This window comes from Actinoplanes couchii (genome assembly GCF_016862075.1).
Lineage (GTDB): Bacteria > Actinomycetota > Actinomycetes > Mycobacteriales > Micromonosporaceae > Actinoplanes > Actinoplanes couchii.
Window position 1 is genome coordinate 22,755 of the sequence record NZ_BOMG01000080.1, and the last position, 26,474, is coordinate 49,228.

The 26,474-nt window shown below is 72.4% G+C and carries 21 protein-coding genes and 3 tRNA genes; 16 read left to right on the forward strand and 8 right to left on the reverse strand.

Annotated elements, in window-relative coordinates; genetic code table 11:
* Position 1 precedes the first annotated feature (1 nt).
* The gene (locus tag Aco03nite_RS31825) at positions 2 to 3,931 is read left to right on the forward strand and encodes an AAA domain-containing protein (protein ID WP_203801464.1); all 3,930 of its coding nucleotides are present in this window, start codon (positions 2 to 4) and stop codon (positions 3,929 to 3,931) included.
* On the opposite strand, the gene Aco03nite_RS31830 is transcribed toward Aco03nite_RS31825, so the two are convergent.
* Positions 3,920 to 4,495: an NIPSNAP family protein gene (locus Aco03nite_RS31830; RefSeq protein WP_203801465.1), complete on the reverse strand. Its 576-nt coding sequence runs from the start codon at positions 4,493 to 4,495 to the stop codon at positions 3,920 to 3,922. The genes Aco03nite_RS31825 and Aco03nite_RS31830 overlap by 12 nt on opposite strands.
* Entirely contained in the window at positions 4,492 to 4,917 is a 426-nt protein-coding gene (locus Aco03nite_RS31835; RefSeq protein WP_203801466.1) for an Rrf2 family transcriptional regulator, read from the reverse strand. The genes Aco03nite_RS31830 and Aco03nite_RS31835 overlap by 4 nt, the downstream gene beginning before the upstream one ends.
* Positions 4,918 to 4,964: 47 nt before the next feature.
* Here Aco03nite_RS31835 and Aco03nite_RS31840 point away from each other — a divergent pair, with 47 nt between their 5' ends.
* Entirely contained in the window at positions 4,965 to 7,175 is a 2,211-nt protein-coding gene (locus Aco03nite_RS31840; RefSeq protein ID WP_203801467.1) for a hypothetical protein, read from the forward strand.
* Between the two features lie 20 nt (positions 7,176 to 7,195).
* On the opposite strand, the gene Aco03nite_RS31845 is transcribed toward Aco03nite_RS31840, so the two are convergent.
* From Aco03nite_RS31845 to Aco03nite_RS31860, 4 genes are all read right to left on the reverse strand, one after another.
* Positions 7,196 to 7,525, reverse strand: coding sequence for a hydrogenase maturation nickel metallochaperone HypA/HybF (locus tag Aco03nite_RS31845; RefSeq protein ID WP_203801469.1), 330 nt, complete (start codon positions 7,523 to 7,525; stop codon positions 7,196 to 7,198).
* Between the two features lie 149 nt (positions 7,526 to 7,674).
* A complete protein-coding gene (locus Aco03nite_RS31850; RefSeq protein ID WP_203801472.1) occupies positions 7,675 to 9,276 on the reverse strand; it encodes an acyl-CoA dehydrogenase family protein in 1,602 nt (533 codons plus the stop codon).
* A gap of 49 nt (positions 9,277 to 9,325) precedes the next feature.
* Positions 9,326 to 10,768, reverse strand: coding sequence for a patatin-like phospholipase family protein (locus Aco03nite_RS31855; RefSeq protein WP_203801475.1), 1,443 nt, complete (start codon positions 10,766 to 10,768; stop codon positions 9,326 to 9,328).
* Complete coding sequence (locus Aco03nite_RS31860; protein WP_203801478.1) at positions 10,765 to 11,403, reverse strand: TetR/AcrR family transcriptional regulator; 639 nt, start codon at positions 11,401 to 11,403, stop codon at positions 10,765 to 10,767. Before Aco03nite_RS31860 ends, Aco03nite_RS31855 begins: the two co-directional genes overlap by 4 nt.
* Before the next feature lie 139 nt (positions 11,404 to 11,542).
* Between Aco03nite_RS31860 and Aco03nite_RS31865 the strand changes: the two genes are divergently transcribed.
* The 13 genes from Aco03nite_RS31865 to Aco03nite_RS31925 all read left to right on the forward strand — a co-directional run bounded on the left by Aco03nite_RS31865 (position 11,543) and on the right by Aco03nite_RS31925 (position 23,562).
* On the forward strand, positions 11,543 to 11,833 hold the full coding sequence (locus Aco03nite_RS31865; RefSeq protein ID WP_239145610.1) for a hypothetical protein: 291 nt from the start codon (positions 11,543 to 11,545) through the stop codon (positions 11,831 to 11,833).
* 116 nt (positions 11,834 to 11,949) lie between these two features.
* Complete coding sequence (locus Aco03nite_RS31870) at positions 11,950 to 13,545, forward strand: beta-1,3-glucanase family protein (RefSeq protein ID WP_203801484.1); 1,596 nt, start codon at positions 11,950 to 11,952, stop codon at positions 13,543 to 13,545.
* Between the two features lie 29 nt (positions 13,546 to 13,574).
* Positions 13,575 to 13,647: transfer RNA gene (locus Aco03nite_RS31875), tRNA-OTHER, on the forward strand.
* A 27-nt stretch (positions 13,648 to 13,674) separates the two neighbouring features.
* Complete coding sequence (locus Aco03nite_RS31880; protein ID WP_203801486.1) at positions 13,675 to 14,784, forward strand: leucine-rich repeat domain-containing protein; 1,110 nt, start codon at positions 13,675 to 13,677, stop codon at positions 14,782 to 14,784.
* The gene (locus Aco03nite_RS31885) at positions 14,781 to 16,403 is read left to right on the forward strand and encodes an ankyrin repeat domain-containing protein (protein WP_203801488.1); all 1,623 of its coding nucleotides are present in this window, start codon (positions 14,781 to 14,783) and stop codon (positions 16,401 to 16,403) included. Before Aco03nite_RS31880 ends, Aco03nite_RS31885 begins: the two co-directional genes overlap by 4 nt.
* 26 nt (positions 16,404 to 16,429) lie before the next feature.
* Positions 16,430 to 16,505, forward strand: a tRNA-Asp gene (locus Aco03nite_RS31890).
* Between the two features lie 601 nt (positions 16,506 to 17,106).
* Positions 17,107 to 17,178: transfer RNA gene (locus Aco03nite_RS31895), tRNA-OTHER, on the forward strand.
* A gap of 30 nt (positions 17,179 to 17,208) precedes the next feature.
* The gene (locus tag Aco03nite_RS31900) at positions 17,209 to 18,660 is read left to right on the forward strand and encodes an ankyrin repeat domain-containing protein (protein WP_203801490.1); all 1,452 of its coding nucleotides are present in this window, start codon (positions 17,209 to 17,211) and stop codon (positions 18,658 to 18,660) included.
* Positions 18,661 to 18,807: 147 nt separating this feature from the next.
* Positions 18,808 to 20,103 (forward strand): ankyrin repeat domain-containing protein, encoded by a 1,296-nt coding sequence (locus Aco03nite_RS31905; RefSeq protein ID WP_203801492.1) that lies wholly within the window; start codon positions 18,808 to 18,810, stop codon positions 20,101 to 20,103.
* On the forward strand, positions 20,100 to 21,278 hold the full coding sequence (locus Aco03nite_RS31910; RefSeq protein ID WP_203801495.1) for an AAA family ATPase: 1,179 nt from the start codon (positions 20,100 to 20,102) through the stop codon (positions 21,276 to 21,278). The genes Aco03nite_RS31905 and Aco03nite_RS31910 overlap by 4 nt, the downstream gene beginning before the upstream one ends.
* Positions 21,268 to 22,452 carry a vWA domain-containing protein gene (locus Aco03nite_RS31915; protein WP_239145611.1) on the forward strand — a complete coding sequence of 395 codons (1,185 nt, stop codon included), beginning with the start codon at positions 21,268 to 21,270 and terminating at the stop codon, positions 22,450 to 22,452. The genes Aco03nite_RS31910 and Aco03nite_RS31915 overlap by 11 nt, the downstream gene beginning before the upstream one ends.
* Before the next feature lie 62 nt (positions 22,453 to 22,514).
* Positions 22,515 to 22,841 carry a metalloregulator ArsR/SmtB family transcription factor gene (locus Aco03nite_RS31920; RefSeq protein WP_203801497.1) on the forward strand — a complete coding sequence of 109 codons (327 nt, stop codon included), beginning with the start codon at positions 22,515 to 22,517 and terminating at the stop codon, positions 22,839 to 22,841.
* On the forward strand, positions 22,828 to 23,562 hold the full coding sequence (locus Aco03nite_RS31925; RefSeq protein ID WP_203801500.1) for a hypothetical protein: 735 nt from the start codon (positions 22,828 to 22,830) through the stop codon (positions 23,560 to 23,562). Before Aco03nite_RS31920 ends, Aco03nite_RS31925 begins: the two co-directional genes overlap by 14 nt.
* Here Aco03nite_RS31925 and Aco03nite_RS31930 read toward each other — a convergent pair.
* Positions 23,549 to 24,940 carry a LysM peptidoglycan-binding domain-containing protein gene (locus Aco03nite_RS31930; protein WP_203801502.1) on the reverse strand — a complete coding sequence of 464 codons (1,392 nt, stop codon included), beginning with the start codon at positions 24,938 to 24,940 and terminating at the stop codon, positions 23,549 to 23,551. The genes Aco03nite_RS31925 and Aco03nite_RS31930 overlap by 14 nt on opposite strands.
* 207 nt (positions 24,941 to 25,147) lie before the next feature.
* Positions 25,148 to 25,750, reverse strand: a complete 603-nt coding sequence (locus tag Aco03nite_RS31935; protein ID WP_203801504.1) for a TetR/AcrR family transcriptional regulator — start codon at positions 25,748 to 25,750, stop codon at positions 25,148 to 25,150.
* Between the two features lie 43 nt (positions 25,751 to 25,793).
* Here Aco03nite_RS31935 and Aco03nite_RS53290 point away from each other — a divergent pair, with 43 nt between their 5' ends.
* The gene (locus tag Aco03nite_RS53290) at positions 25,794 to 26,399 is read left to right on the forward strand and encodes a hypothetical protein (protein WP_239145612.1); all 606 of its coding nucleotides are present in this window, start codon (positions 25,794 to 25,796) and stop codon (positions 26,397 to 26,399) included.
* Positions 26,400 to 26,474 lie beyond the last annotated feature (75 nt).

Sequence of the window (26,474 nt, forward strand, 5' to 3'; positions counted from 1 at the left end):
CATGAACGCTGACCCCACCCCCGCACCCTCGCCGCAGGCACTCGTCCGTAACTGGCACGACAGCCTGATCAGAATCGCCGGTATCGACCCCCTGCTCGACTTCACACTCGGCGCCCGGGGGACGGTCCGGATCCTGCGCCCGCACGGAGTCGACGTGCTGGCCGCGCTCGACTCCGGTCGTGCCCTGCGGCTGCAGCCCGCGGGCGATCCCGGGTTCGACGCCGAGGCGATGTCCACCGACCTGTCCCGCGACGACCTCACCGCGACCCTGGGGGACCTGCGGCGGCGTACCGGCGACGATCTCTTCCTGGCTCTGGGGTTCCGGACCTGGAACGGCGCGGACGGCACCCGGCACACCAGCCCGCTGCTGCTGGTGCCGGTCGAGATCGTGCCGGGGGAGCAGCCCGCGGTGCGCCGCGCCGACGGCGTCCCGGTGGTCAACCCGGCGCTGGACCTGCCGGACGCGGCCTACCCGCAGCTGCTCGCCACCGCCGGCTCGGTGGACCAGGTGGTGCTGGCCCGGTTCCCGGTCGGCGACCGCAGCATCGGCCGGCACCTGCGCGACGGCGAGGCCCGGATCGCCGCGCACCCGGTGGTCCGCGCCCTGGCCACCGGCAGCCCCGGCTTCCTGTTCACCGACGAGCCGCTGCCCGCCGGCACGCCGCTGCTGCTGGAGACCGACGCCGACCAGCGGGCCGCCGTCGCCGCCGCCCTGGCCGGCCGGTCGTTCGCCCTGGACGGCCCGCCCGGCACCGGCAAGTCACAGACCACCGCCACCATGATCGGCGCGCTGCTGCACGCCGGGAAACGGATCCTGCTCGTCTCCGGCAAGACCGTCGCCCTGGACACCGCCCGGCAGCGGCTGACCGACGCCGGGCTCGGCGCGTACCTGCTGGAACTGCACTCCGGGCACGCCACCGGGCAGCGGGTCGCCGCCGCGCTCGGCCGGGCCCTGGAGACCGTCCCGGACGCACCCGGCGACACCGGCGCCGACGACCTGCCACGCCAGCCGCTCGGCCTGTCGCCGCGGCAGGTCACCGCCATGATCACCGCGCTGGGGGAGGTGCCCGCCGCACCGGCCGACGGCCTGGACACCGCCGGGCTGACCCGGGCCGGGCTCGACGCGCTGCGCGCCGGCACCGCGGCACTGGCCCGCAACTGGCGGCCGGCCGCCGAGGGCCGCTCGTTCACCTGGCGCGGTGTCATCCACCGCGGCCCGCTGGACGCCCGCCTCTACGCGGCCGCGTCCGCCCTCGACGCCCTGTCCGGCGTGGCCATCCCGCACACCCGGCTGACCAGCGCCTTCGACGTCGGGCGGCTGCGGCAGGTGCCCGACCTGGCCCGGCTGCTGGCCCAGGCCGCCGAACGCCCGGACCACGTGCCCGACCACTGGCTGACCACCGGCGCCGGACTCGACGAGGTCCGCGCCACCGTCGACCGGCTCGCCGCCGACCTGCGCGAACTCGCCGGCATGCAGGAACACGCCGGGCGGGCCGCGTCGGCGCCGTGGGCCGGGCTGCCGACCACCGACGTGGTCCCGGTGGTCGACACCGCCGCCCTGGACTCGCTGCCGGTCGCCCCGATCCGGATCGGCTCGCTGACCTCGCACCAGGCCGCCTCCCTGGCGGTCTACTTCGAGCAGGACGCCGAGATGCTGGAGGCCGCCGCCCGGTCCCTCAACGGCCTGGCCGTGATGATGGGCCTGCCGCCGGTCGCGTCGTTCGCCGACGCCGACTCCACGCTTGCCGTCATCGACCTGGCCCACGCCCCGGAACGACCGGAACGCGCCTGGCTGTCGATCGACGGGCACACCGCCGCCGGCCGGGCCATGCAGACCCTGTTCGCCGCGATCACCGCGCTCAAGGACGCCGAAGGGGCCGCCGAGCTGTACTTCACCCCGGCCCTGCTCGGCGCCGACGTGGAGGGCCTGGCCCAGCGCCTGGCCGACGACCGCGGTCTCAAACGGTTCAGCCCCGCCTACCGGGCCGACCGGCGGGCGCTCGCCGACGTCACACACGCCGATGTCGATCCGGAGACCGCCCGGGAGAACCTGCACCTGGCCCTGGCCTGGAGCCGGGCCGCCGCCGGGCTGGCCGCCGCGGAATCCCGGCACGCGCCCGCGCTCGGCGCCTACTACTACGGCCGGACCACCGACTTCGACCGGATCAACCGGGCCCTCGCGGTCGCCTCGATGGCCATCCAGCGGGCCCGCACCCCGGACCTGAGCACCCTGGCCAACCACATCGCCCGCGACGCCGGGCCGGACGACGTCGCCCTCGCCGTCGCCGCCCGCACCCGCACCAAGATTCGCGAGTGGCGGGCCCGGCTGGCACCCGAACCCAACCCGGCGGCCCGGCCCGACCTGGTCCGGCACCCGATCCTCGCGGTCGCCGCCTGGCTGCGCGCCCACCAGGCGCCGCTGCGCACCGCCGCCGCGGCGGCCACCATCGCCAGCGAGGCCACCAACCGGGACCTGACCGTCGACGAGGCCTACCACCTGGTCGACGCGCGCGGCTCGATCGACGCCGCCTACGAACGGCTGCAGTCCCGGGCCACCGAGTACGTCACCGTCCTCGGCCCGCTCTACCGGGGTGAACACACCGCCATCACCACGGTCAGCGCCGCCCTGGACTGGGCGCTGCTGATGCGGGCCTGCCTCAACGGCTTCGACGAACCGCTCACCCCGGCACAGGCCGAGGCGCTGCAGAAGGTCGTGCCCACCCCGCAGTTCGCGCAGCTGGTCCGGCAGTGGGACGACGCCCGCATCGAACTGCTCGCCGCCTTCGACCCGGGCCGGCAGGCCGACATGCGTGCCGAACTCGACGACTACGCCGGGGCGGGCGCGCTGATCGCCGGGCTGCGGGCGGACACCACCGGGCAGGAGGAGTGGTTCGCCTACCGGGCCGCCCGCGCCGCCCTCGCCCTGGACCCGGTCGTCGACTTCTGCATCGCCGGGCGGGTGCCCGCCGCCCAGGTGCCCCGGGTCGCCGAACGCGCCGTGCTGGCCACCTGGCTCGCCCAGCACCAGGACGAACCGGCCGGTCGTGGGCGCTCCGGCGCGGCCGGGCAGATCATCGCCGCCCGCGCCGCGCTGCGCCCCCGCGACAACCTGATCGAGGCCGCGGTCATCCGGCGGGAGGCCGCGAAGGACCGGGATCATCTGCCGGTACGCCAACTGCTGGAGCACGCCCGCAACCACGTCCAGGCGCTCAAGCCCTGTTTCCTGACCACCCCCGCCGACCTCGGGCGGCATCTGCCGGCCGGGCTGACCTTCGACGTGGTGATCTTCGACGAGGCCGGTCAGATCAGTCCGGGCGCCGCGGCCGTCGCGATCCAGCACGGCACGTCGGTGATCGTCATCGGCGACCGGGAACAGCTGCCGCCGGACACCGCCGACCCGGTGTCGATCCTGGACCTGATGGCCGACTCGGCGGCGTTCCGGATGCTCGCCCTGCACCGGCACTACCGGTCCCGGCAGGCCGACCTGATCGCCTTCGCCAACAGTTCGTTCTACGAGAACCGGCTGATCCCGGTGCACGCCGGCGCGGACGGGACCGGGGTGGAGCTGTTCCCGGCCGCCGACGCCACCGCCGGGGCCGTCGAGCGCATCGGCCACCACCGGGCCACCCGGCCCGGCCAGACCCTCGGCGTGATCACCTTCTCCGCGGCGCAGGCCCAGGCGATCGAGGAGGCCGCCGGGATCCCGGTGCTCTGCGTCGACGACGCCCAGGGCCTGGAGTGGGACGTCGTCGTCGTGGTCATCGGCACCGACCCGGGACCGGCTGACCGGGCCGGTGACCGGCGGCGGCTCAACGTGGCGATCACCCGGGCCCGGCACCGCAACGAGGTGGTCAGCTCGGTGCCGGCCGGTGACCTCGGGGCGGGCGCGCGGCACCTGCGCCGTTACCTCGGCAGCCTGTCACCCGCGTAACGCCGACCGGTCCGTCGGGGCCAGGCGCATCCGCTCGACCCGGACACCGTCCGGGGCGATGGCCGTCTCCGGTTCCCGGGTGAACCGGACGATCGCGTGTTCGCCCTCGCGGACCGGCAGGGCGGGGAAGTCGTTGACGGCGTGTTCGGTCTCGAAGGACGCCAATGGCTCGGATGCTTCCCCGATGGTGAACGGGTGGTTCGACAGCCATATGGTGGCGTACAAAAAATTGCCCTTGATCGTGTCTCTCGGGCTTTGCGGCGGGGGGACGAGAGCCCGCAGCAGAAAGACGTCGTCGGAGTCGATCATCGTGGCGTTGGCGGCCGGTCCGTGTTCCTTCCACACCGGGCCACCATAAAAATCTTCCAGGCCTTTTCGCCGTACGTCCATGTCGGGGAACCCGCGCAACCAGACGAACCGGTCCGGCTGATCCAGGTCACGGAACTGTCCGAGAACGGTCATGCCGAGCGCTTCCTGGGACTCGACGAACTCCCGGTCGAACAGTTCGATCAGCTCGTCCCGCCGACCGGGACGCAACGTGTAGCGCCGCAATTCCACGATCATTGCAGAATCCTCTCCAGAACGTCGGCGATCGATTGCCCGGCCAGTTTCGCCCGGAACGCCGCCGTCGCCTCGTCGTAGACCTCGGCCAGGACCGGCCGGATCCCCGCACCCACCGGGCACTCCAGGTTGGGTTCGGTGTGGTGCAGCGCGATCAGTGGCTCGGCCGCCACGGCCGTCCACACGTCCAGCAGGGTGATCTCGGACGCCGGGCGGGCCAGCGCGAAGCCGGCCCCGGTGCCGCGGCGGGTGCTGACCAGCCCGGCCCGGCGCAGATCGCCGAGGCTGCGGCGCACGATCACCGGGTTGGTGTTGACGCTGGCCGCCACCTCCTCCGACGTCAGTTGCGCCCGGCCGCGGCGCCGGGCCAGCTCCATCCACGCCAGCGCGTGCGCCGCGATCGTCACCCTGCTGTTGGCCGCCATAGTAACCATTTCTATTACAGCGGGGCATCGATGGCTAGGGTGGACCCGTGATTGCCCTGCGGTCCGATGAGGACTTCACCCGTCAGCTGCTCGCGGCGTCACGTGCCCGCCGGGTGCTGGACTGCGGTGGCGCCACGGTCGACGCCGGTGAACTGCGGGCCGCCTGTCTCGCCCTCGGGGAGGCCGACCCGTTCGGGCTGGTCGTCGCCCGCGCGCTGATCACCGGACCGCTCGACCTGCGGGCCGGCGAGGTCCCGGTGGCGCTGCATTTCCCGTCGTGCGTCTTCACCGACCCGGTCGACGTGAGCGGCGCGGTCCTGCACGAACTCGGCATCACCGGCAGCGTCCTGCCGGGCTTGCTCGCCGCCGGAACCCGGATCACCCGCGACCTCGACCTGTCCGGAACGCGGATCACCGGCGACGTCCCGGCCCCGGCGAACGTGTGGCTCACCGAAGCCCACATCGGCGGCAGCCTGATCGCCCGCGACACCCGGATCCTGCCCTCCGCCGGGCGTGCCCTGCAGGCCGACCGGATCCGGGTCGGCGGGAACGTCCGGCTGCTCGACGGCTTCCGCGCCACCGGCGAGGTCCGCTTCCTGGCGATGCACCTGGACGGCGCGCTCGACGTGATCGGCGCCGAGTTCGCCCCGGCCGACGGGCGGGCCCTGGACCTGTCCGAGGCCGACATCGGCGGCAGCGTCTACCTGCTGCAGTCCCCGGGAACCGGCCGCCGGTGCCGGGTGCGCGGCCGGATCGAGATGGGTCACGCCACGATCCGGGGTGAGCTGTTCGTCCGGGACGCGGATCTGACCGCGCCACCGGCCGGGGACGGCGTGCACTTCTACAACGTCGCCTCGACCGTGGACCGGATCCTGCTGATGGCGCCCCGGCTCACCGTGCACGGCACGTTGCGGATCGAAGGCGACACCGTGGCGCGCGGCGGGATCCTGCTGCCCGGCGCCCGGCTGGACGGTGGTGTCAAGCTGGCCGGGGCGGTGTGGAACCCGCACGACACCGCGCTCGACCTGACCCAGGCCACCCTCGGCGGCGGCATCGACGCGTCGGAGGTGTCTTTCGAAGGCACCGTCCGGCTGGACAACGCCAGCGTCGGCGGCCCGGTCTTCCTGCGGGACACCACCCTGCTCCGGCCGGCCGGGCGGCGCTGCCTGTCCGCGGTCAACCTCACCACCACCGGCGACGTGCACCTGCGCGGACTGGCCGCGATCGGTGGCAGGCTCGACTTCCGGGGCGCGTCGATCACCGGGGTGTTCGACGCCGAGGACGCCTACCTCACCAACCCGGGCGACAAGACGATCAGCTTGCACATGGCACACGTGACCGGCAACGTCCGGATGTGCGGCCGGTTCCGGTCGGTGGGCCAGGTGGGGCTGCACCGGGCGGTGATCGGCGGGCGGCTGCGAGCTGACGGAGCCACCCTGACCAGTCACGACGGGAACGCCGCGGTGTTCGAGGCGATCTCCGCCGAGATCCGCGGTGGCGTCGACCTGGGCTGGCACGTCACCGCCGGAACCGTCGACTTCACCGGCACCACCACCTCCTACCTGGCCGACCGCCCGGACCGGGACTGGCCGGCCGGATCCTTCGCCGGCGGTTTCGTCTACGACCGGTTCGAGTCGGTGAACCGGCACAGCGACCCGATCACCGACCCCGGAACCCGGATCGCCTGGCTGGCCCGGATGGGGCAGTACGAGCCGCGAGCCTGGGAACAGTTGGCGGTGGTGCTGCGCGCCGCCGGCGACAACGACGGCGCCGACGACGTCCTGGTGGCCAAACGCCGCCGCGCCCGGCGACTGCGCCCCGCCCCGATGCGCGTCCTGGACCTGCTGCAGGACGTCACGGTCCGGTACGGGTTCCGCCCCCAACGCGCGGTCTACCTGCTGATGACGCTGATAGCGACGGTGACGGTGGCGCTGAGTCTGCCGGACGTCCAGGCCCAGATGCGGGCCACCGACCAGAACGCCCTGGTCTTCACCACGTCCGGCGCCCAGCCGTTGCCGGGCGAACACGACCCACCCGGCGACTGCGGCAACGGCCGGGTCCGCTGCCTGAGCCCGTTCTTCTACGCGGTCGACACAGTGGTCCCGCTGATCGACCTGCACCAGCGCTCCACCTGGTACCCGGTCACCGAACGCGGCGGCCTCCTGCTCGAGATCCTGCTCAACCTGTGCACCGTCCTCGGCTGGGTCACGTCCACAGTGTTCGCCCTGTCCTTCACCCGCCTCGGCCGCGCGGGCTGACCGGCCCCGGAGACCGCTCGTCAGGCGGTTTCCACCGAGACCACGTGTAGTTCGCGGCCGGTGGTCACGGTTACGTCGGCGCTGCCGCACGGGCACAACGGGATGCGGTCCGGGAGGTGTTTGTCGGCCTGGCAGGAGCGGCAGAAGACGATCGCCGGGCACAGGTCCAGGTCCAGGGCGGCGCCGTGTGCGGCGGTGCCCATGGCGGCCACGTCGAAGCAGAAACGCATGTCGTCGGGTACCACCGCGGTCAGGGCTCCGATCCGGACCGTCACCCGGCGGACGGGACGGCCTGCGGCTCGTGAGCAGGCCGTTCCGACGATGTTCTCGGCAATCGCCAGCTCGTGCATCGGGACTCCCGGCATCGGTGAACGGGGCGCGAACCAGTCTCACACGGGCATCGGGACCGCATCCGCCGTCGTCACACCATCGGGAGCATTTCGGCACGTGCCACGGTCCGCAGGAATCAACCGGCCGACACGATCGGGGGTCGGGGGTTTCAGGCGCGGGCGGCGATCGCGGCCAGTGGCAGGCCGGCATCGAGGGTGCCGTATTCCAGGGTGCGATCGGGGCCGAGCCGGGCGGCCACGAACGCGTCCGCGACGGCGTGCGGCGCCTCCCGGATCAGGACGGCCGCCTGCAACGCCAGAGCCAGGGACTCCACCACCCGCCGGGCCTGCGCGGGTGTCGCCCGCGCCACCAGTTTCCGGGTCGCGGCCACGTGCGTGTCGAAGTCGCGGTGCACGCCGAGCGCGGACGCGATCTCCCGGTCGAACGCTGCCACCGAGTCCGGTTCGCGGGACATCGCCCGCAGCACGTCCAGGGCGATCACGTTGCCGGAGCCCTCCCACACGGCCATCACCGGTTGTTCGCGATATCTCCGGGCCAGCGGGAAACTCTCGGTGTAGCCGTTGCCACCGAGACATTCCAGCGCTTCGTACGCATGATGCGGCCCCCGCTTGCACACCCAGTACTTCCCGACCGCCGTGGCCAGCCGCCGGAACGCCACCGATTCGGCGTCGTCCCGGTCGTAGGCAGCGGCCAGGCGCATCGCCGTCCAGGTGGCGGCCTCGGCCTCCAGCTGCAGGTCGGCGAGCACCGCGGTCATCGCCGGCTGGTCGATCAGCACCGACCCGAAGGCGCTGCGGTGCCGCACGTGCCAGGCCGCCTCGGCGACCGACTGGCGCATCCCGGCCGCGCTGCCCAGCACACAGTCCAGACGGGTCTGCGCCACCATCTCGATGATCGTGCGTACGCCGCGGCCCGGCTCGCCGAGCAGCCAGCCGGTCGTACCGTCGAGTTCGATCTCGGCGGACGCGTTCGACTTGTTGCCGAGTTTGTCCTTGAGCCGCTGGATCCGGAACACGTTGCGGTCGCCGCCGGGCAGCATCCGCGGCACCAGGAAACAGGACAGCCCGCCGGGGGTCTGCGCGAGCACCAGGAACGCGTCGGACTGCGGGGCCGAGCAGAACCACTTGTGCCCGGTCAGCCGCCATGTCCCGTCGTGGGCGTCGACGGCCCGGGTGGTGTTGGCGCGTACGTCCGATCCGCCCTGTTTCTCGGTCATCGCCATGCCGAAGATCGCCGACGTCTTGACCGACGGATCTCGCAGCTCCGGGTCGTAGTCACGGGAGTAGACCTTCGGCAGCCACTGCCCGGCCAGCTCGGGGGTGAATCGCAGCGACGGCACCACCGCGTGGGTCATGCTCACCGGGCAGGCGTGACCGGCTTCGACCTGCGCGAACAGCATGAACGTCGCGGCCCGGGCCACGTGCGCGCCGGGCCGGGGGCCGGCCCAGCAGCCGGTGTGCGCGCCGTGCGCGATCGCCGCGCCGATCACCCGGTGGTAGCCGGGGTGGAAGTCGACCGCGTCCACCCGGTTGCCCCACCGGTCGTGACTCGCGAACACCGGCGGCTGGGCGTTGGCCAGCTCGGCGTCTCGCTGGAAGTCCGCCCGCCCGACCAGCTGACCGATTTCGGTCAACTCCTCGACGGCCCACGAGGCGTCGTAGCGGTCCACCGCCCCGGTCAGCGCCGGGTTGATCAGGAACTCGTTGATCCCGGCCCGCGGCGGAGCCTGATTGAACACCTCGTGGGTCATCGGGGGTCCTTTCGGCGAGGGACGGTGCAGGCTGGGCGGGAACGAGCGGTTACAGCAGGAAACCCAGGCTGTCGCGGGCGGACGCCTCGGCGCCCTCCCGGGCGGCGCGCAGCGAGATCTGGTCGCGGTCCAGGCGGCCGGGCAGCGGATCCTGCAGCCGCGGGGTCAGCGCCAGGGTGCTCATCCCGTTCGACCAGCCGTCGCGGACCTGCTGCAACGTCTCCCGGTAGCGGTGCGGACGGCCCCGGTACGCCGCGGCCAGCTCGGGGTTCATCCGGCGCAGGTAGCGTTCCACCACCACGTCGGCGGCGCCGTAGGCGGGCTGGGTGCCCGGCGGCCGGGTGGCCAGGACGATCGCGTGGGTGGCGCCCCGGGCGGCGGCGGTCACCACCGGCACCGCCTCGACGATGCCGCCGTCCAGCCAGCGCCGGCCGCGCCACTGGACCGGATCCCCGGCCAGCAGCGGCAGCAGCCCGGACGCGTGCAGGCAGCTGATCAGGTCGTCGCGGTCGGCGAAATCGGTCAGGGCCTCGGCGCGGCCGGTCTCCACGTCGGTGGCGACCATGGCCAGGCGGCCGGCCCAGTCGGTGCCCGCGGCGGAGCCGATGTTCAGCAGGTGGTCGACGTGCTCCACGATGCGGGAACCGTCGATCACCGGGCGGCCGCGGGCGATCCGGCGCACGTCGATGAATTCCGGCGAGGCGAAGACTTCGGCGTACGACTCGGCCATCGCGCCCGCCGCGCCCACCGCCAGGGCGGCCGCGTTGACGGCACCGGCCGACGTGCCGACGATCATGTCGACGCTGTCCAGGATGCCCTCGCGCTCGATCACCGCGGCCATCGAGGCGGAGATGATGCCGCGCATGCCGCCACCCTCGATGACCAGGGCGACGGTGGCGCCGTCGTCGTTGTCACCGGTGCGGCGGCGGTCGGTGAGGACCTGCTGGATCGTCGGGGTGCCGATCCTGCCCAACCGTACGGCCGCGGCTCTTGTCGCCTTTTGCTCTTTCTCCTGCTGGGCCGGCGGCAGTTCCTCCGGCCCGGCCGGAAGCGGTGCGGCCGGAATCGGCACGGACGGGACCGGCGCCGTGAGGCTTCCTTGCGCGACCGCGACCAGGGTCTCGGCGCCGTCGGCGGTGACCGCGTGCAGCTCGCACCGGCAGGCCGCGCGGTCGCCGGTGACGCTGACGACCATGCCGTGCGCCCGCAGCGTGTCACCGACCGCCGGGGCGATGTAGTCGATGGTCAGCCCGGAGGTGACCACCTCCCGCCCGAGGGCCGCCCCGCCGGCGAACGCGAGCGCGGTGTCGGCGGCGTAGGCCACTATCCCGTCGTGCACCGCCCCGTGCCGGTTGGTGATCCCGGGCCGGATGTCGAGCTCGACGACGACACTCTGCGGACCGAAAGAGATCAGCCGGGTGCCGAACATCCGGGTCACCGACTGGTCGGCCAGGAACCGCTGCGCGGTGGCCAGGGTGGACGAAGTGCTCACGAGATTCCTCCGGGTACGGGCTGGGTGCCGAGCGCCCGGAAGCAGAACGACCGGATCCCCTCGATGACGCTTTCCTGCTCTGCGGGCGACGGCTCCGGACTGTCCGGCCGGATGAAACCGACGAGCGCCTCGGAGATCGCGCCCATCACCGCGCTGGAGGCCAGCCGCGGGTCCGGGGCGATGAAGATCCGGCCGGCCAGCCCGTCGGTGATGATCTGCTCGCCGAGATCGGTGTAGCAGCGGCGGTAGACCAGGCGCTCGGCCTCGACCACCGGGCTGACCGGCTCGAACAGCAGCGCCCAGGCCATCCGGCGGCCGTGCAGCGCCCGGCCGCTGAAGATCCGGATCAGCTCGCCGAGCCGCTGCCGGGCATCCCGCCCGGAGCCGGCGACGGCCTGCCGGACCAGGTCGACCTCGTGGCTCGCGGCGCTGCGGAACACCTCGGCGAGCAGGCGGTCACGACTGTCGAAATAGGAATAGACCGACCCGACGCTGGCCTGACAGCGCCCGGCGATGGCGGCGACGGTGGCCGCCCGAAAGCCGTCCGCGGCCACCAGGCCCCGGGCCGCACGAAGGAAAGCATCCCGCTTGTCCTCCGCGTTCTTCCTGGTCAACGCGGTTGCCCGATATGCCATCCGGTCGCCCCCCAAGCTCTGAATCCGGATTCAGTCCTAGGCTATCGGTTCCGTTCGGCCGGGCAACCTCGTGAGTCCCGAATCACGCCTGGTTCATCCGCGCCGCACCCGGGCATGGACAGACGTCATGACGAGGCCGATGAAGCGACCCAGGCTGATCACCGTCGATGGGGTGCCGTACCGCTGGCGCATCCGCCGCCGCCCCGCCCTGCAGGGCCCGCTCGCCTTCGCCGTGGAACGCGCCGACCGCCGCGGCACGGTCCTGCTGGCCAGCGTCCCCGCCCCCGGAACCCCACCACCGTCGGCGTCCGCCCTGGTCACGGCGGCGGTCAAGCAGGCCCGGGCGGCGGGCTGGCGCCCGGAGACCCCGGGCCCCGCCTTCTCCGTCACGGTGACCCCGGAGACGTGGCTCGAGCACCGGGTGCGCTGAAGTCCACCGCGGCCCGGCGCCAGGCGACTTACTTGAAACAAAGTTAATCGGAAATGTTGACATTGTTGAATATTCGCGGTGATGCTGTGAGAGCGCTCTCACCCTAGGGGGTCCCCGTGCATCTCAAACGCGCCGTCCTGGCGCTACTCCTCGCGCTCCCCGCAGTGCTGTCCATCCCCGCGACGCCCGCCTCGGCAGTCGGCCCGGACCTGCTGCCGGTCACGGTCACCAACAACTCCGGCCGGTCCGAGGCCACCTACCTCTACATCCTCGCCAAGAACATCAACACCGGGCGGCTGGGGTACGTCAACGGAGCCGGTCAGTACTTCGACTGGCCCGCCGGTGGACTGCCGCCCACCCCGGCCCCGGACGTCGCGATCGCCGGTCCGGGCAACGGTGGCAGCGTCACCGTCCGGTTCCCACGGTTCATCTCGGCCCGGCTGTACTTCTCGCTGGGCAAGAAGATCGACTTCCGGCTCACCCCGGACGGCCTGGTGCAGCCCGCGCCGTGGGCCGCCGGTGACCCCAACCGCGACACCCTGTTCGACTGGTCGGAGTTCACCTACAACAACGAGGGGCTGTGGCTGAACAGCTCCCAGGTCGACATGCTCGCCATGCCGCACGCGGTGGCGGTCACCGGCGCCGACGGCCGCACCATCCGCACCGGCGACCCGGTCGCCAACGGCCGCGAGAACATCATCAACCAGATCCGTGCCAACGGTGATTTCTCCCGGTCGATCTACACCCGGTCGGACGGTACGGTGCTGCGGGTTCTCGCTCCCGGGAAAGCGCTCGGCGCGGGACTGATGAACGCCAATTACCTGGACTCCTACATCACGTCGGCCTGGAATGCCTACACCAGCCGCACGCTGACCGTGGTCCCGCGGGTGAACGAGCCGAACCGCAAGTTCTTCGGCCGCACCAGTGGCAACAACATGGTCTTCACCGACGCGTCCGGCGCGCAGGTCGCGACGGTGGCCAAGCCGACCGGTGCGAACGTGTGGGGATGCGACGGCGTGTTCAACGCCGCCAATGTCCCGCCGTTCATCGAACCCGAGATCAAGCGCACCCTGTGTACGGCGTTGAACCGCGGAACTCTCGGCACCTCGACGCAGGAGCCGGTGCTCGACGCGGCCCAGTTCTACCGCAACAGCGGCGCCAACCACTACTCGCGGATCATTCACGAGAACATGGCGGACAAGAAGGCGTACGGATTCGCGTACGACGATGTCGGCGGTTTCGAATCGCTCGTGCACAGCCCGGACCCCCGCTCCGCCGCGGTGATCATCTCGCCGTTCACCGGTGGTGGCACCACGCCTCCGCCGGCCACCGGCAACGCCCTGATCAGCAGCCTGAACAACAAGTGCCTGGACGTGCCGAACGGCGATTTCTCCGACGGTGTCCAGGTGCAGATGTGGACCTGCAACGGCTCCGCCGCCCAGAAGTGGGAGGCCACCGGCGGCACGCTGAAGACCGGCAACAACAAGTGCCTGGACGTGGCGTGGGGCTCGGTCGACAACGGCGCGGCCATCCAGATCGCCAACTGTTCCGGCAACGCGGCCCAGCAGTGGGTGCTCAGCGGGGCCGGTGACCTGGTCAATCCCCAGGCGAACAAGTGCCTCGACATCGGCGCGTGGAACGCCAACGACGGCGCGAAACTGGTCCTGTGGGAGTGCCTCGGCGGGGCCAACCAGAAGTGGCGGCGCGGCTGACCACCGCATGACGTATGCTCCGGCGCGGCGAAGCTGTAGCGCAGAGGTCGTCGCGCCTTGGCATCGAGCAGGAGGACGCCGGTTCGAATCCGGTCGGCTTCGCCCCTGACGTGACCGGGGGTGGCGACGATGGCTGACGAGGTCGTCGTGCGCTGCCCCGCGATCAGCGACCCGGACGCGATGGGCCTGGCCGCCCCGGGTGACTTCGACGGCATCCTCGGACGGCTCGCCGCGCCGGAGCCGGTCACCGCGCCGGAGGAGTTCGCCCGCGGCCTGGTCCGCCCGGACGGCCGGGTCGACCTGTGTAAACAGGGTGTCGGCCCGGACCTGACGGCCACCATCGTGCGGGCCGCCGCCGGTTCCCCGCACGTCGCCCACCTGCTGCTCGGCACCAACGGGCTGGGCAGCGACGGGGCGCGCGCGGTGGCCGGAGCGCTGACTCCCGGGCACGGCGTGCGTACCGTCTACCTCGGCTGCAACCGGATCGGCGCGGACGGCGCCGGGGCCCTGGCCGAGCGGCTGGCCGGTGACACCGAGATCCGGGCCCTGTGGCTCAAGCGCAACCCGGTCGGTGACGAGGGGGTGCGGCGCCTCGCCGGGGCCCTGCACCACAACACCACATTGCGTACGCTCGACCTGGTCAACACCGGGCTGACCGTTTCCGGTCTGGAGGCGCTGGCCGACGTGCTGGCCGCCCGCCCGCCGGTTCTGGAGCGGCTGTTCCTCGGCGGCAACGGCCTGGGCCCGGCCGCCGTCGGAGTCCTGACCCGCCTGGTCACCGCCGGCGGAGTGCGGGAGTTGTTCCTCGGCGTCAACCGGCTCGGTGACGAGGGCGCCGCCGGGCTGGCGGCGAACCTGGCCGGCTACCCGATGACCCTCGGCCTCGGCGGCAACGGCATCACCGACATGACGGCGCTCGCCGCGAACCTGCACGCCTGGCAGGCCCTCGACCTGTCCCGCCCGCCGTCGGAACGTGCGCTCGGCGGGCGCCCCAACGTGGTCGGCGACACGGGCGCGGCGATCCTCGCGGCGGCCCTGCCGGGCGGTTCCCTGAAACGGCTCGACGTCCGGTTCACCGAGATCACCGGCCGCGGCGCGAAACTGCTGCTCACCGCCGGCGCCGACCTGGAATACCTGGGCATCAACGGCGGCGTTCCCCGGAAGATGCGCCGCCGGGCACCCCGCACCACCACCCCACCGCATGAGGACATCAACGCGATCGTGAGTATCTATCGATGAGTGGGCAGGACCAGCTGGCCCTTGCCGAATGGCAGCGGATCCGGCGGTACGCGGTGCCGGACCGGATGATCGCCGAGTGCACCGAGGCCCGCGAACGCGGCGACTGGCGGGCCGCGTGCGAGGCGGCCGAGGTCGACGTGCTGATCGACGATCCCACTCCGGTCGCGGACGAACTGGCCGGGTTCGCCCCGGACCTGCTGCGCTGGCACCTCCCGCGGGCGCTCGGCGGCTACACCACGCTGGTCACCAGCCGGCGGTACGTGCTGGTCCCGCACGACGGCGTGATCGGGCCGGACTCCACGGTGCTGGTCGTCGAGTCGCCGCGTTCCCTGATCGGCTCGCAGCGGCTCACCCTGCAGGCCGCCCGCTGGGGTGACGTGCCCGGCGACGACAGCTACCAGCTGTCCAAGGAGCTGCTGCTGCCCGCCTACCTGTGGGACGCCCGGCACGCGGGGGAGCTGCGCACCGCGGTCGGCGGAACCGCCGAGCGGCTGCCCGGCTTCGCCCCCGACGGCTCGCCGCTGCCCGACGGCATGCTGGGCGCCGGCGACGACGCACCGGCCCGGGCCGAGTCGGTCCGCGCGGAGACGACCCTGGCCGCCCGGTTCGCCGCCGCCGGATTCGAGACCGGCAAGGACTTCGGGGAACAGCTGCCGCCGTACGACAACGGCTGGAACATCCACAACGTCGATCCGTTGCGGGTCGCCCACGACGCCCGCCTGCTGGCCGACCGGTTCGGCACCGGCGAGTGGACCCTGTGGATCGACTACTACTGGTACATCCACTTGACCGTCGACGGCGGCACACCGCGGGCCGACTGGCACATCCTCGACCGGGCCGACCTGACCAACCCGGTCCGGTTGCTGCCCCGGCTGCACACCGATCTGACCCGGTACCCGGTCGACCTCGACCTGATCCGTAACGGTCGCCTGACTGCCGGAGACCTGCATCCGCTGGTACGCGCGGCGCTGTTCCCCGGCGTCCCGGCGGCTCCCGCGCGACCGGTTCCGCCGGCCACCCCGGCCCGGGTGCGCTGCCACGGCGCATGGCACGAGATCGGCGTACAGCAGGGGCGCCTGACCCTGCCCGGGCACACCGAGGCCGAACGGCAGCGCGAGCGGGCGATGCGGGCGTTCGGCGGAGCGGTCACCGGTTGTTTCGCCGCCGAACAGACCTGGTCCGGTACGGCGGGACGGCTGCCGAAGAAGCTGCGGGCCCATCGTGAGGACCTGTGGCAGCGAATGCTGCACGGCGGCACCCGGGTGGTGCGGGAGCTGCTCGAAGCGGGCATGGACCCGAACCTGCGCGACAGTCGCGGCCGGACCCTGGTGCACCGGCTCCGATCGTACGACCATCAGGTCCTGCTGCCCTTGCTTCTTGCCGCCGGCGCGGACGTGAACGCCCGTGACCTCGAGGACAGCACCCCGCTCTATCTGGCCGTGGTGTTCCAGGCACCCGCTGAGTTGATCATCGCCCTGGTGGAGGCGGGCGCCGACCCGCGCACGCCCAATCAGGACGGCATGTCGGTGCTGGACTATCTCGACGACGTCCTGGAGTACCGCGACGAGGTGGACCCCGAGTTCGAGCCGGCGGTCGCCTATCTGCGCGAGCGGGCCTGATCCACTCGCGTATGCTGCGGCGCGGCGGGGTCGTAGCGCAGAGGTCGTCGCGATCAGCTATCACCTGATAGGACGCCGGTTCGATTCCGGTCGGCCTCGCCACCTGAACACGGGGGACGCGGTGAACCGGAGCGACGGGACGGACATCCACCGGTTCCCGGTGCCGCAGTGGATGGTCGCCGCGTGCGCGGAGGCCCGGGCGATCGACAGGCTGCGCCGGATCGCCGGGCACTTCGGGTGGCTGCCCGGGCTCCGGGCGGCGTTGTTGCCCGCTGCTCCGGCCGAGCCGGTTTTCGCGGATCCGGCCGGGCTGCTGGCCGAGGAGCGGATCCGGGTCCGGTGCGGTGGCGGGTGGCACCTGGTGGCCGTCCGCGGCGGGCGCCTTGAACTCCTCGATCACACCGGGGCCGCGCCGGATCCCGCGGCCGGCTGTCTCCGGGCGCGGCAGGCCTGGGAGGGCGGCGACGGCCGGGTGCCCAAGGGCCTGCGGTTCTATCGGCGTGACCTGTTCCAGCAGCTGAACCACGATCCACCGGCAGTGGCCGTCCCGGTTCATCATCGCCCTGGTCGACGCCGGGGCACGTCTCGACGAACCGGCGCCCCGATTCCTCGTCGACGCCGAACGGTGGGGCGACCGGGACCTCAAGCGGGCGATCGCCTACCTCCGGAACGCCTGATCCACTCCCGTATGCTGCGGCGCGGCGAGGTCGTAGCGCAGAGGTCGACGCGCCCGGGCTGATCGGGAAGGACGCCGGTTCGATTCCGGCCGGCCTCGCCGCCCGAACCCGGGGGGAGGGAACGGGTCGTGTTTCTCGGTGGGCGCAGCGTCCGGGAATGGCAGCGGATCCGGCGGTACACGGTGCCCGGCTGGATGATCGCCGAGAGCACCGCGGCCCGGGACCGCGGCGACTGGCGGGCGGCCTGCGAGGCCGCCGCGGTCGAGGTGCTGTTCGACGATCCGGGACCGGTCGCGGATCTGCTCGCCGGGTTCGCCCCCGACCTGCTGCGCTGGCACCTGCCCCGGCCGCCCGGCGGAACCACCGGGCTGGGGTTCCGGCAGCGGTTCGTACTGACCCCCGCGTCGGTCACCGCCGACACCACGGTGCTGCTGGCGAGCACGTCCCGGGCCGATCGCCTCACCCTCGAACAGGTCCGGCTGCGGGACCTGCCGCCCGGCCCGGCGTTCCCGGTGCCGGACCACCTGTGGGACGCCCGCGAGTACGCCGGTCTGCGTGCCGCCGCGGAGGCCGTGCCGCCGGGTCGGGGCCTCGGCCACTGGGCCGCGGCGGGCTGGGAGGTCACGTCGAATCCGTGGTACGCCGACCACTATCTCCGGGACCTCGATCCCCGGCGGACGGCGGCCGATCTGCGCCGGGTCGCCCTCCGGTTCGGGATCGCCGACTGGCCGCTGGCCGAGTGGGGGACGACCCGGGTGTGCCTGACCGCGACCTCCGGCCGGCCGCGGATCACCGTTCACCGGAACCGGGACCACCAGGACCGGGGCGTGCTGATGCTGCACCCCGGCCTGCTGCGGCCGCCCGTCGACCTGGAACTGGTCCGCGGCGGGCACCTCGACGCCGCCGACGTGCACCCGTTGGTCCGTGCGGTCCTGTTCCCGGGCACACCGCGCGGATCGTCGTACGCCGAACCGGCCGGCTCTTTCCCCGGCGAACGGGTCCGGGTCCGCTGTGGCGGCGTGTGGCACTGGGTCGAGGTCCGCGCGGGCCGTGTCGAGCTGCCCGGGCACAGCGACGAACAACGGCGGCGCGAGCACAGCATGGCCGCCTTCGGTGGTGCGCTGAGCGGCTGTTTCCAGGCCGAGCAGGCGTGGAACACCGGTGGCGGCCGGTTGCCGAAACAGCTCCGGCGGCACCACCGTGACCTCACCCGGCGGCTGGAGCACGGCGGGGCCCGGGGCGTGGAGCGGATGCTCGACGCCGGACTGAACCCGTTGTTCCGGGACAGCCGCGGGCGCACCCTGATCCACATGCTGCACGACCTGGGCGATCCCGGTCTGCTGCCGCGGCTGCTCGCCGCCGGGCTGGACATCGGGGCGCGTGACCGGCTGAACCGTACCCCGCTGTTCGAGGCGGTGGATCAGCGCTGGCCGGCGCGTTACATCATCGCCCTGGCCGACGCCGGGGCGAGCCTGCGGACCTCGTTCCCGGACGACGACAGCATGGCGCAGTACCTCGACCGGATCGCCCGTGACGCCGACCGGGAACGTGCTCTCGCCATCGCCCACCTGCGGCGGTAATCGGCTGGCGGGAATGTCGGGGGTTCGGCGTATGCTGCGGCGCGGCGAGGTCGTAGCGCAGAGGTCGTCGCGCCCGGCATCAACCTGGAGGACGCCGGTTCGAATCCGGCCGGCCTCGCCGCCTGAGTGACACGGGGAGGGGCCGGGATGATCGACATCGGACACCACGGCTCGGTGGCGGATCTGCACGCCTGGCAGCGGGTCCGGCGGTACGCGGTGCCCGGCTGGATGATCGCCGAGTGCACCGCGGCACGGGAGCGTGGCGACTGGCGGGCGGCGTGCGAGGCGGCCGGGATCGAGGTCGGGTTCGACGACCCGGGGCCGTTGGCCGGGCTGCTCGCCGGGTTCGCCCCGGACCTGCTGCGCTGGCACCTGCCCCGGATACTGCACGGGTCCACCGGGCTGCTGTCGCACCAGCGTTACGTGCTGGCGCCGGAGGGCGAGGCCGGCACGGTGCTGCTGGTCCGGACGTACGGCAACGAGCGTTTGACCCTGGATCTGATGAACCGGCGCCAGCTGCCACCGGGCGCGAACATCGTGGTCCCGCCGCACCTGTGGGACGCCCGCCGGGCAATGGGCCTGCGGGAGCCGGCCACCTTCGAGCCCCAGCCAGGGCCGGCGCCGGGGTGGGCGGCCCAGCTGTTCGTCAAGAGCGGCTGGGCGGTCGAGCGTGAGCGGCCGGGTGCGGACGGGCAGTTGGCGCTGCTGCTGCGGTCCGACCTGCTGCGCCCGCCGGTCGACCTGACCCTGGTCCGGGCCGGTCTGCTGGCCGTCGACGCGGTGCATCCGCTGGTGCGCCGGGCGCTGTTCCCGGAGGCGGCCCCGGTGCTGCCGCTCACCGGGTCCGGGCTGCCGGCCGACGTGCTGACCCGGGTCCGGTGCCGTGGCGTGTGGCACTGGGCCGGTGTCAGCGCGGGCCGGATCGAGCTGCCCGAGCACACCGCCGAGGAGCAGCAGCGGGAGCACGCCCTGGCCGCGTTCGGCGGCACGATCAGCGGCTGTTTCCAGGCCGAGCGGGCGTGGAACGGCGGCGGTGGCCGGCTGCCCAGGCTGCTCAGAGAGTACCGGCGTGACCTGATCCTGCGGCTGGAGCACGGCGGCGCCCGGGAGGTGACCGGGTTGCTCGACGCCGGGCTGGACCCGCTGCTGCGCGACGCCGGCGGCCGCACCCTGATCCACATGCTGCGGACCTTCGGCGACCCTGGGCTGCTGCCCCGGCTAATCGCCGCCGGGGTCGGCATCGACACCGAGGACCGGCAGGGCTACACCGCGTTGTACGAGGCCGTGCAGCACCGCTGGCCGTCGCGCTACATCATCGCGATGGTCGACGCCGGGGCCACCCTCGGCCGGCTGTCCTCGACCCGGTTCCTCGACGTCTCCGCGCACCGTGCCTCCGACGATCTGCAGACTGCGATCGCCTACATCAGAAAGAAGAAACGATGACCACCGGGCTCGCCGCCGCCGACACCCTGCTGCGCCAGATCCGGGCCACCCGGACCGAGCCGGTCGTCGACCACCGGGCCGCCGCCCTCGCCCTGTGCGTGGCGGCGAACCTGCCGGTGCTGCTCTGGGGCGAACCGGGCATCGGCAAGTCGGCGACCCTGTCCCAGCTCGCCGACGGCCTGGACCTGCCGCTGGAGACGGTGATCGCCAGTGTGCACGAGCCGTCCGACTTCGCCGGGCTGCCGATCGTCGGCGACGACCCGGCCACCCAGGGCGTGCCGATGGCGCCGCCCGACTGGGCGGTCCGGCTCGCCCGCCGGGGCCGTGGGCTGCTGTTCTTCGACGAGCTGTCGTCGGCGCCGCCGGCCGTGCAGGCGGCGCTGCTGCGAGTCGTCCTGGAGCGGCGGGTCGGCAGCCTCACCCTGCCCGACGAGGTGCGGATCGTGGCCGCGGCCAACCCGCCGGCCAGTGCCGCCGACGGCTGGCACCTGAGCCCGCCGCTGGCCAACCGGTTCGTCCACCTGCACTGGACACACGACCCGCGGACCGTCGCCCGCGGCCTGGCCGGCGTGTGGCCGCGGATCGACGTGCCGGTCGTCGACGCCACCCGGGCGGCGAGCGCGCTGGCCCGGGCCCGGGGTGTCATCGCCGGTTTCCTCACCGCGCGGCCCGGTCTCACCCATCACCTGCCGTCCGACGCGGACGCCCGGGGCGGGGCGTGGCCCTCCCCGCGTACGTGGGAGATGGTGTTGCGGTTGCTGGTCTTCCATTTCTGCGCGGGCACCAGCCGGGAGGCGCTCGCCACCGCGGTGATCGGGGCGGTCGGCGACGGGGCCGGCCTGGAGATCACCACCTATCTGGAGGAGCTGGACCTGCCGGACCCGGAGCGGGTGCTGGCCAACCCGGCGGCGTTCGCGCTGCCCGACCGGGGTGACCGGCAGCTGGCGTTTCTCACCGCGATCGTCGCCGCGATCGAGGCGCGGGTGACCCGGGAGCGCTGGGAGGCGGGCTGGGAGGTGCTGGCCAAGGCGGTCGACGCCGGGGTGCCCGACGTGGCCGCGCGGGCCGCGTTCGACCTGGCCCGGATGCGTGACCCACAGTGGCCGGTGCCCGCGTCGATCGACGCGTTCCTGGACGTGCTGACCGTCTCCGGGATGCTGCCCGGTGCCACATAGCGTTCTGGACCGGACGAAACTGCTGGCGGCCCGGCTGAAAGCCGCCGGTGCGCAGCCCTATCTGGCGTCGGCGCTGTACAGCCTGACCGTGGTGCCCAGCGATCAGGTGCCGACGATGGGGGTGGACCGGCACTGGCGTTGTTACGTCAATCCGGGGTTCGTCGACCACACGCCGGTGCACGAGCTGGCCGCGGTGTGGGTGCACGAGGTGGCGCATCTGCTGCGCGATCATCACGGGCGGGCCGATCTGCTCGCGGCCGGGCTGCGGCAGGACCATCGCCGGGTGAACATCGCGCAGGACTGCGAGATCAACGACGATCTGTCGTCGTTGCCGCAGAACGCGGTGAAACCCGGTCTGTACGGGCTGCCGGACGGGCAGATGTTCGAGCAGTACCTCCCTGCCATCCCCTCGACCCCTTCCGGTTCCGGCCCTTCCGTTTCCGGTCCGGAATGTGGCTCCGGGGCGCATGGTCGGGCGATGCCGTGGGAGTCCTCGGACGGGCCGGTGGTCAGCCCGGTCGAGGCCGCCGCCATCCGCCGGCAGACCGCTCACGAGCTGCGGGCGCACGTCAAGGCGCGGGGCCGGGTGCCCGGTGGCTGGCAGCGGTGGGCCGAGGAGATCCTGGAACCGACGGTGGACTGGCGCCGGGCGTTGACCGGCGCGGTGCGGGAAGCGGCGTCCTGGGCGTCCGGGGCCGTCGACTACACCTATCAGCGGCCGTCCCGGCGGGGTGCCGCGGTGCCCCGGGTGGTGCTGCCCAGTCTGCGGCGGCCGATGCCGCGGGTGGCGGTGGTGGTCGACACGTCCGGTTCGATGGGCCCGGACGAGCTGAACGCGGTGCTCGGCGAGGTGGCCGGGGTGCTGCGGGCCGTCGGCATCGGGCGGAACCGGGTCAGTGTCCTGTCCTGTGACGCCGACGTGCACACCGTCCGTAAGGCCGCGACCATCGGCGACGTGGTGCTGGAGGGTGGCGGCGGCACCGACATGCGGGTCGGCATCGAGCACGCCCTGCGCGGTCCGGAGCGGCCGCACATCATCATCGTGCTGACCGACGGGTACACCCCGTGGCCGGACGCCCGTCCCGGTGGGGTGCGGGTGATCGCGGGGCTGGTCAGCGCCGATGTCCAGGCGCCTCCGGAGTGGATCGAGACGATCCGGATCACCACCGGCTGACGATCCATCGTTATTTTGCTATATTGGAGATAAGCAAAATAAGAGATGTGGTGGAGGCGGTCATGTCCGACGGTGTGTTCGCGGCACTCGCGCACCCCACCCGGCGGTCCGTCCTGACGCTGCTGCAGCGCAACGGCCCGATGGCCGTCGGTGACATCGCCGCGGCGCTGGGTGTCGTGGGCCCTACCCTGTCCGGCCATCTGAAGATCCTCCGCGGGGCGGATCTGGTGGACACGCAGCGACAGGGCACCACGATCCGCTACGTCACCAAGCTGTCGGTTCTGGAAGGCGCCATCGCGGACCTGATGGAGAACATGCGCCTCGGCGCCACCGGCGACGTCTCGTCGACCATTTCGGCCGGGAGGGAGCACGTGGATGGAAACGATTGACGAAGTGCGGGAGCAGAGGGCTCCGGTGGCAGGGTTCGTCGTTCTGGGCGTCGGCCTCGCACTCATGGCAGGGCTGTCCTGGCAGGCGGCCGGGGACCTGCCCGACCCGGTGATCCTCGCCGGCGCCGGGAAGAACGGGGCGGACCAGCAGGCCCCGAAGATGCTCGTCCTGATCGGGGCGCCGCTGCTGTCCCTGGTCCTCACCGTGGTGCTGCTGGCCGCGCAGCGATTCCGGCGTCTCACGGCCGCGACGCTGAAGGTGCCGCTGTGGCGGGACGACCGGACTCATCGCCGGGCGGTGAGTCTGGTCCTCGGCGTGCTGACCCCGGTCTTCCTCGGTCTGCATCTGATGCTGCTGCGAGCGGCCGTGGGAGAGATCGAGAGCACGCTCGGCTACCTGGCCGCCGCCGTGGCGATCGTCGTTGTCGTCGTCGGCAACATCTGGCCCAAGCAGGCGCCGGCCGTGCCCGGGATGCTCCGGGCGCGCCTCGACCCGGGCACGCGACAGCGGTGGGACGACGCCGTGGAGGCGCAGCGTCGCAACCTGCGCCCCGCCGGCATCGTCATGGTGGTCCTCGGGCTGGTGGCCCTCGCCTGCTCCTGGTCCGTGCCGATGGTGTCGTTCGGTCTCTCGATGGCCGCCATCCTCGCCATGGCGGCCATCACCTTCGGTACGTTCTGGCGGTCGGTGGCCGGTTCCGGTTCTTCTACGGCCGGCTGATCTGCACGGTGATGCCGAGAGCGCCGGTGTCCAGCTTGCCGTTGGCGTCGACGGTGAACTGCCACCTGTCGTAACGGGTCTTGCCGACCACGATCACGACCCACGCCGCGCCCGGCCGGTTCACCAGCGCCTGGGCCCGCTCCAGCTCCTTGGCGGCGGGCGTCGAACCGAGGATCAGCACACCCAGCTTGCGTTCGCTGCTGCTGCTGCCGCGCAGGGTGAAAGCGGCGTCCGAACCGTCGCCCTCGGCGGTGGCCAGGGCGTCGCGGGTGCTGACCCGCTCACCGCCGGCCAGGTGCGGGTCGAGATCACCGGTCACCACCTGCACGTGACTCGCCCACCAGCTGCCACTGAGTTCTGCCGCCCATGACGACACCAGTTCACGGGCCGTCGCGGCGTCACCGTGGATTCCGATCATTCCGGTGGCCTGCCCGAGGTCGACCAGCTCACGGACACCGTTCACGGTGCCCAGGGTCACCAGCCGCGGGCAGGGGGTGGGCAGGTCGTTGTTGACCGGCAGCGACTGCAGGTCCCGGAGTTGGGCCTGCCAGGTGCGCCCGCTCTCCAGTGACACCCACGGCACCGGCGCGGTCTCGTCCGGGGCGGCGAGTCGCAGCCAGATCCGGCTCTCGTCGATCGAGACACCGTAGATCGACGGGACGGCGATCCCGGCCTGATCGGCGCTGGTCACCATCACCTGTAGTGCGCGGTTGATGGTCCAGGCGGCGTCGGTGTCGAAGGCGCGGCCCGGTTCGGCCGGCTTCGTGGTCGCCTTGCGCCGCCGCAGAAACCACCAGGCACCGGCGGCGGCGCCGGCCAGCACGAGCACACCGGCGACGATCGCCAGGATCAGTCCGGTGTTCGTGGGGGCAGCCGGATCGGGCCTTCGGGGGCTACCCGGCCCACCGGGTCCGCCGGGGCCGCCGGCCGGTTCACCGGCCGGTGCCGTCGCCGGCGCCGATGACGCGGCGGGTGCGCCGGTGGGCGGCGGTCCGGTCTGGATGCCGTCGCCCTGCGCGTCCTCCGGCATGATCAGCACCCAGCCCGCGGTGACGGCCGCCGGATCGGTCAGCGCCGTGCCGTCGGCCTGCGGCCGGTTCTTGTTCAGCTCGAAGATCTCGATGTACCGATCACCGTCACCGAGGTAACGCTCCGCGATCGCGTAGAGGAACTCCGGTTCACCACCGAATTCCGGCTGGATCACGTACCACTTGGTGTCCGCCAGTTTCCGCTGGAACTCGGCGGCCACGTGCTGTGCCGGCCCGGCAGCGACGGCCGGCCCCGCGGCGGCGGCCGGTCCGGCGGCCAGCAGGCCCGCCGTGGCCACCGCCAGCCCGAGCAGGGTGACGCTGCCGCGACCCAGAGTTCGGCGATCCATGTGCATCTGTCCTCGCGCGCAGAGTTGATCGTGACGCGGACACCTTACATTCACAGTGCGCGATGACATTGATCGACCGTCCGCCCGGTCGCCTCAGCCCGGCCCTCCCGCCTTCGGGAGCTGCCCGGAGAACCCGGCCAGCCACTATCGACCACTGTGGATTCGAAGCGCGGCGATGCCTCGGTCGTTCCTGTGGTGAACCGCCGATCACGCTGAGCTACTGTTTCCTTCGGCGCGGCCGCGGACCAGTGGCAGGAAGACCTCGTCGACGATCTCGATCAGCACCTCGTCGGGGGCGGTGGGGGCGCCGCGCATCGCGTACTCGGCCCGCAGCAGCATCATCGGCGTGGTGGCCACCCGCGGGTGCACCGCGGCATCGGGCGCCTCGCCCCGGGCCGCGGCCCGCCGGAGCATCGTCAGCCAGGCGCGGTCCATCGCGTCGGTGCCGGACCCCTCGCGCATGAGGGTCAGCAGCTCGGGGTCGTCGGTGGCGGCGGCGAGCAGACTGCGCAGGATCGTCCCGTACGGCGAGGACCACGTCTCGTTCGCCAGCCGGAGCATCTCCAGCGCGTCGCCCCGGAGCGTGCCGGTGTCCGGATCGGGCATCACGTTCTCGGACAGGTGCCGGTACGCGGCGATCCCCAGCGCGGCCCGGTGCGGCCATCGGCGGTAGATGGCGTTCTTGTTCGTCCCGGCCCGGGCGGCGACCCGGTCCATGGTCAGGCCTGGATAGCCGGACTCCCGCAGCTCGTCGGCCGCTGCCAGCAGGATTGCCTGCTCCAGTTCCACGCCTCGCCGTCGTGTGCTCATCCCGTATAGGGTACGCCTCGTACCTTATTTGGGAGGGAAAGCGATGCGTGTCTTCGGCATGAACTACGACACCGGTTTCGTGAGCGGGGGATCCACGACCCACGAGCCTTTCGACCCCGCGACGGTACGGCGGGACCTGCACGTCATCCGCGAGGAACTGCACTGTGACGCGGTCCGGATCACCGGCGGCGTCCAGGATCGGCTGGAACTGACCGCCCGCCTGGCCGCCGACGCGGGACTCGAGATCTGGTACTGCCCGTTCACCTACAACCTCGACCGCGACGAGTTGATGGCGTTCGTGCTCGACGGTGCCGAGCGGGCCGAGCGACTGCGGCGCGACGGCGCCTCGGTCGTCTACCTGGCCGGCTCCGAGATCTCGATGATGACCAACGGCTTCCTGCCCGGGCGTGATCTGGCCGAGCGGGCGACCCTCTTCACCGACCCGGCGCGCCTGCGCGAGGCGGTCCCGGCAGCACAGACCGCGGTCCGCGAGTTCTTCGCCGAGGCGATGCCCGCGATCCGGGAGCGGTTCGCCGGCCCGGTCGGCTACGCCTCGCTCCCGTTCGAGGCCGTGGACGGGGCGGCGTTCGACATCATCGCCAACGACGCCGGTTACCGGGACGCGAACAACGCGGCGGCATTCCCGTAGACCCTGGCGGCCGCGGTCGGGCAGGGCAAACCGTATGCCGCGACCGAGTTCGGCTGCTGCACGTTCCGCGGCGCG

What these genes read in the sequence shown, in the direction of transcription:
- Aco03nite_RS31825 (WP_203801464.1), top strand. Translation starts at nt 2, where the DNA reads ATGAACGCTGACCCCACCCCCGCACCCTCGCCGCAGGCACTCGTCCGT.
- Aco03nite_RS31830 (WP_203801465.1), bottom strand. Translation starts at nt 4,495, where the DNA reads ATGATCGTGGAATTGCGGCGCTACACGTTGCGTCCCGGTCGGCGGGAC.
- Aco03nite_RS31835 (WP_203801466.1), bottom strand. Translation starts at nt 4,917, where the DNA reads ATGGCGGCCAACAGCAGGGTGACGATCGCGGCGCACGCGCTGGCGTGG.
- Aco03nite_RS31845 (WP_203801469.1), bottom strand. Translation starts at nt 7,525, where the DNA reads ATGCACGAGCTGGCGATTGCCGAGAACATCGTCGGAACGGCCTGCTCA.
- Aco03nite_RS31850 (WP_203801472.1), bottom strand. Translation starts at nt 9,276, where the DNA reads ATGACCCACGAGGTGTTCAATCAGGCTCCGCCGCGGGCCGGGATCAAC.
- Aco03nite_RS31860 (WP_203801478.1), bottom strand. Translation starts at nt 11,403, where the DNA reads ATGGCATATCGGGCAACCGCGTTGACCAGGAAGAACGCGGAGGACAAG.
- Aco03nite_RS31865 (WP_239145610.1), top strand. Translation starts at nt 11,543, where the DNA reads ATGAAGCGACCCAGGCTGATCACCGTCGATGGGGTGCCGTACCGCTGG.
- Aco03nite_RS31880 (WP_203801486.1), top strand. Translation starts at nt 13,675, where the DNA reads ATGGCTGACGAGGTCGTCGTGCGCTGCCCCGCGATCAGCGACCCGGAC.
- Aco03nite_RS31885 (WP_203801488.1), top strand. Translation starts at nt 14,781, where the DNA reads ATGAGTGGGCAGGACCAGCTGGCCCTTGCCGAATGGCAGCGGATCCGG.
- Aco03nite_RS31905 (WP_203801492.1), top strand. Translation starts at nt 18,808, where the DNA reads ATGATCGACATCGGACACCACGGCTCGGTGGCGGATCTGCACGCCTGG.
- Aco03nite_RS31910 (WP_203801495.1), top strand. Translation starts at nt 20,100, where the DNA reads ATGACCACCGGGCTCGCCGCCGCCGACACCCTGCTGCGCCAGATCCGG.
- Aco03nite_RS31920 (WP_203801497.1), top strand. Translation starts at nt 22,515, where the DNA reads ATGTCCGACGGTGTGTTCGCGGCACTCGCGCACCCCACCCGGCGGTCC.
- Aco03nite_RS31925 (WP_203801500.1), top strand. Translation starts at nt 22,828, where the DNA reads ATGGAAACGATTGACGAAGTGCGGGAGCAGAGGGCTCCGGTGGCAGGG.
- Aco03nite_RS31930 (WP_203801502.1), bottom strand. Translation starts at nt 24,940, where the DNA reads ATGGATCGCCGAACTCTGGGTCGCGGCAGCGTCACCCTGCTCGGGCTG.
- Aco03nite_RS31935 (WP_203801504.1), bottom strand. Translation starts at nt 25,750, where the DNA reads ATGAGCACACGACGGCGAGGCGTGGAACTGGAGCAGGCAATCCTGCTG.
- Aco03nite_RS53290 (WP_239145612.1), top strand. Translation starts at nt 25,794, where the DNA reads ATGCGTGTCTTCGGCATGAACTACGACACCGGTTTCGTGAGCGGGGGA.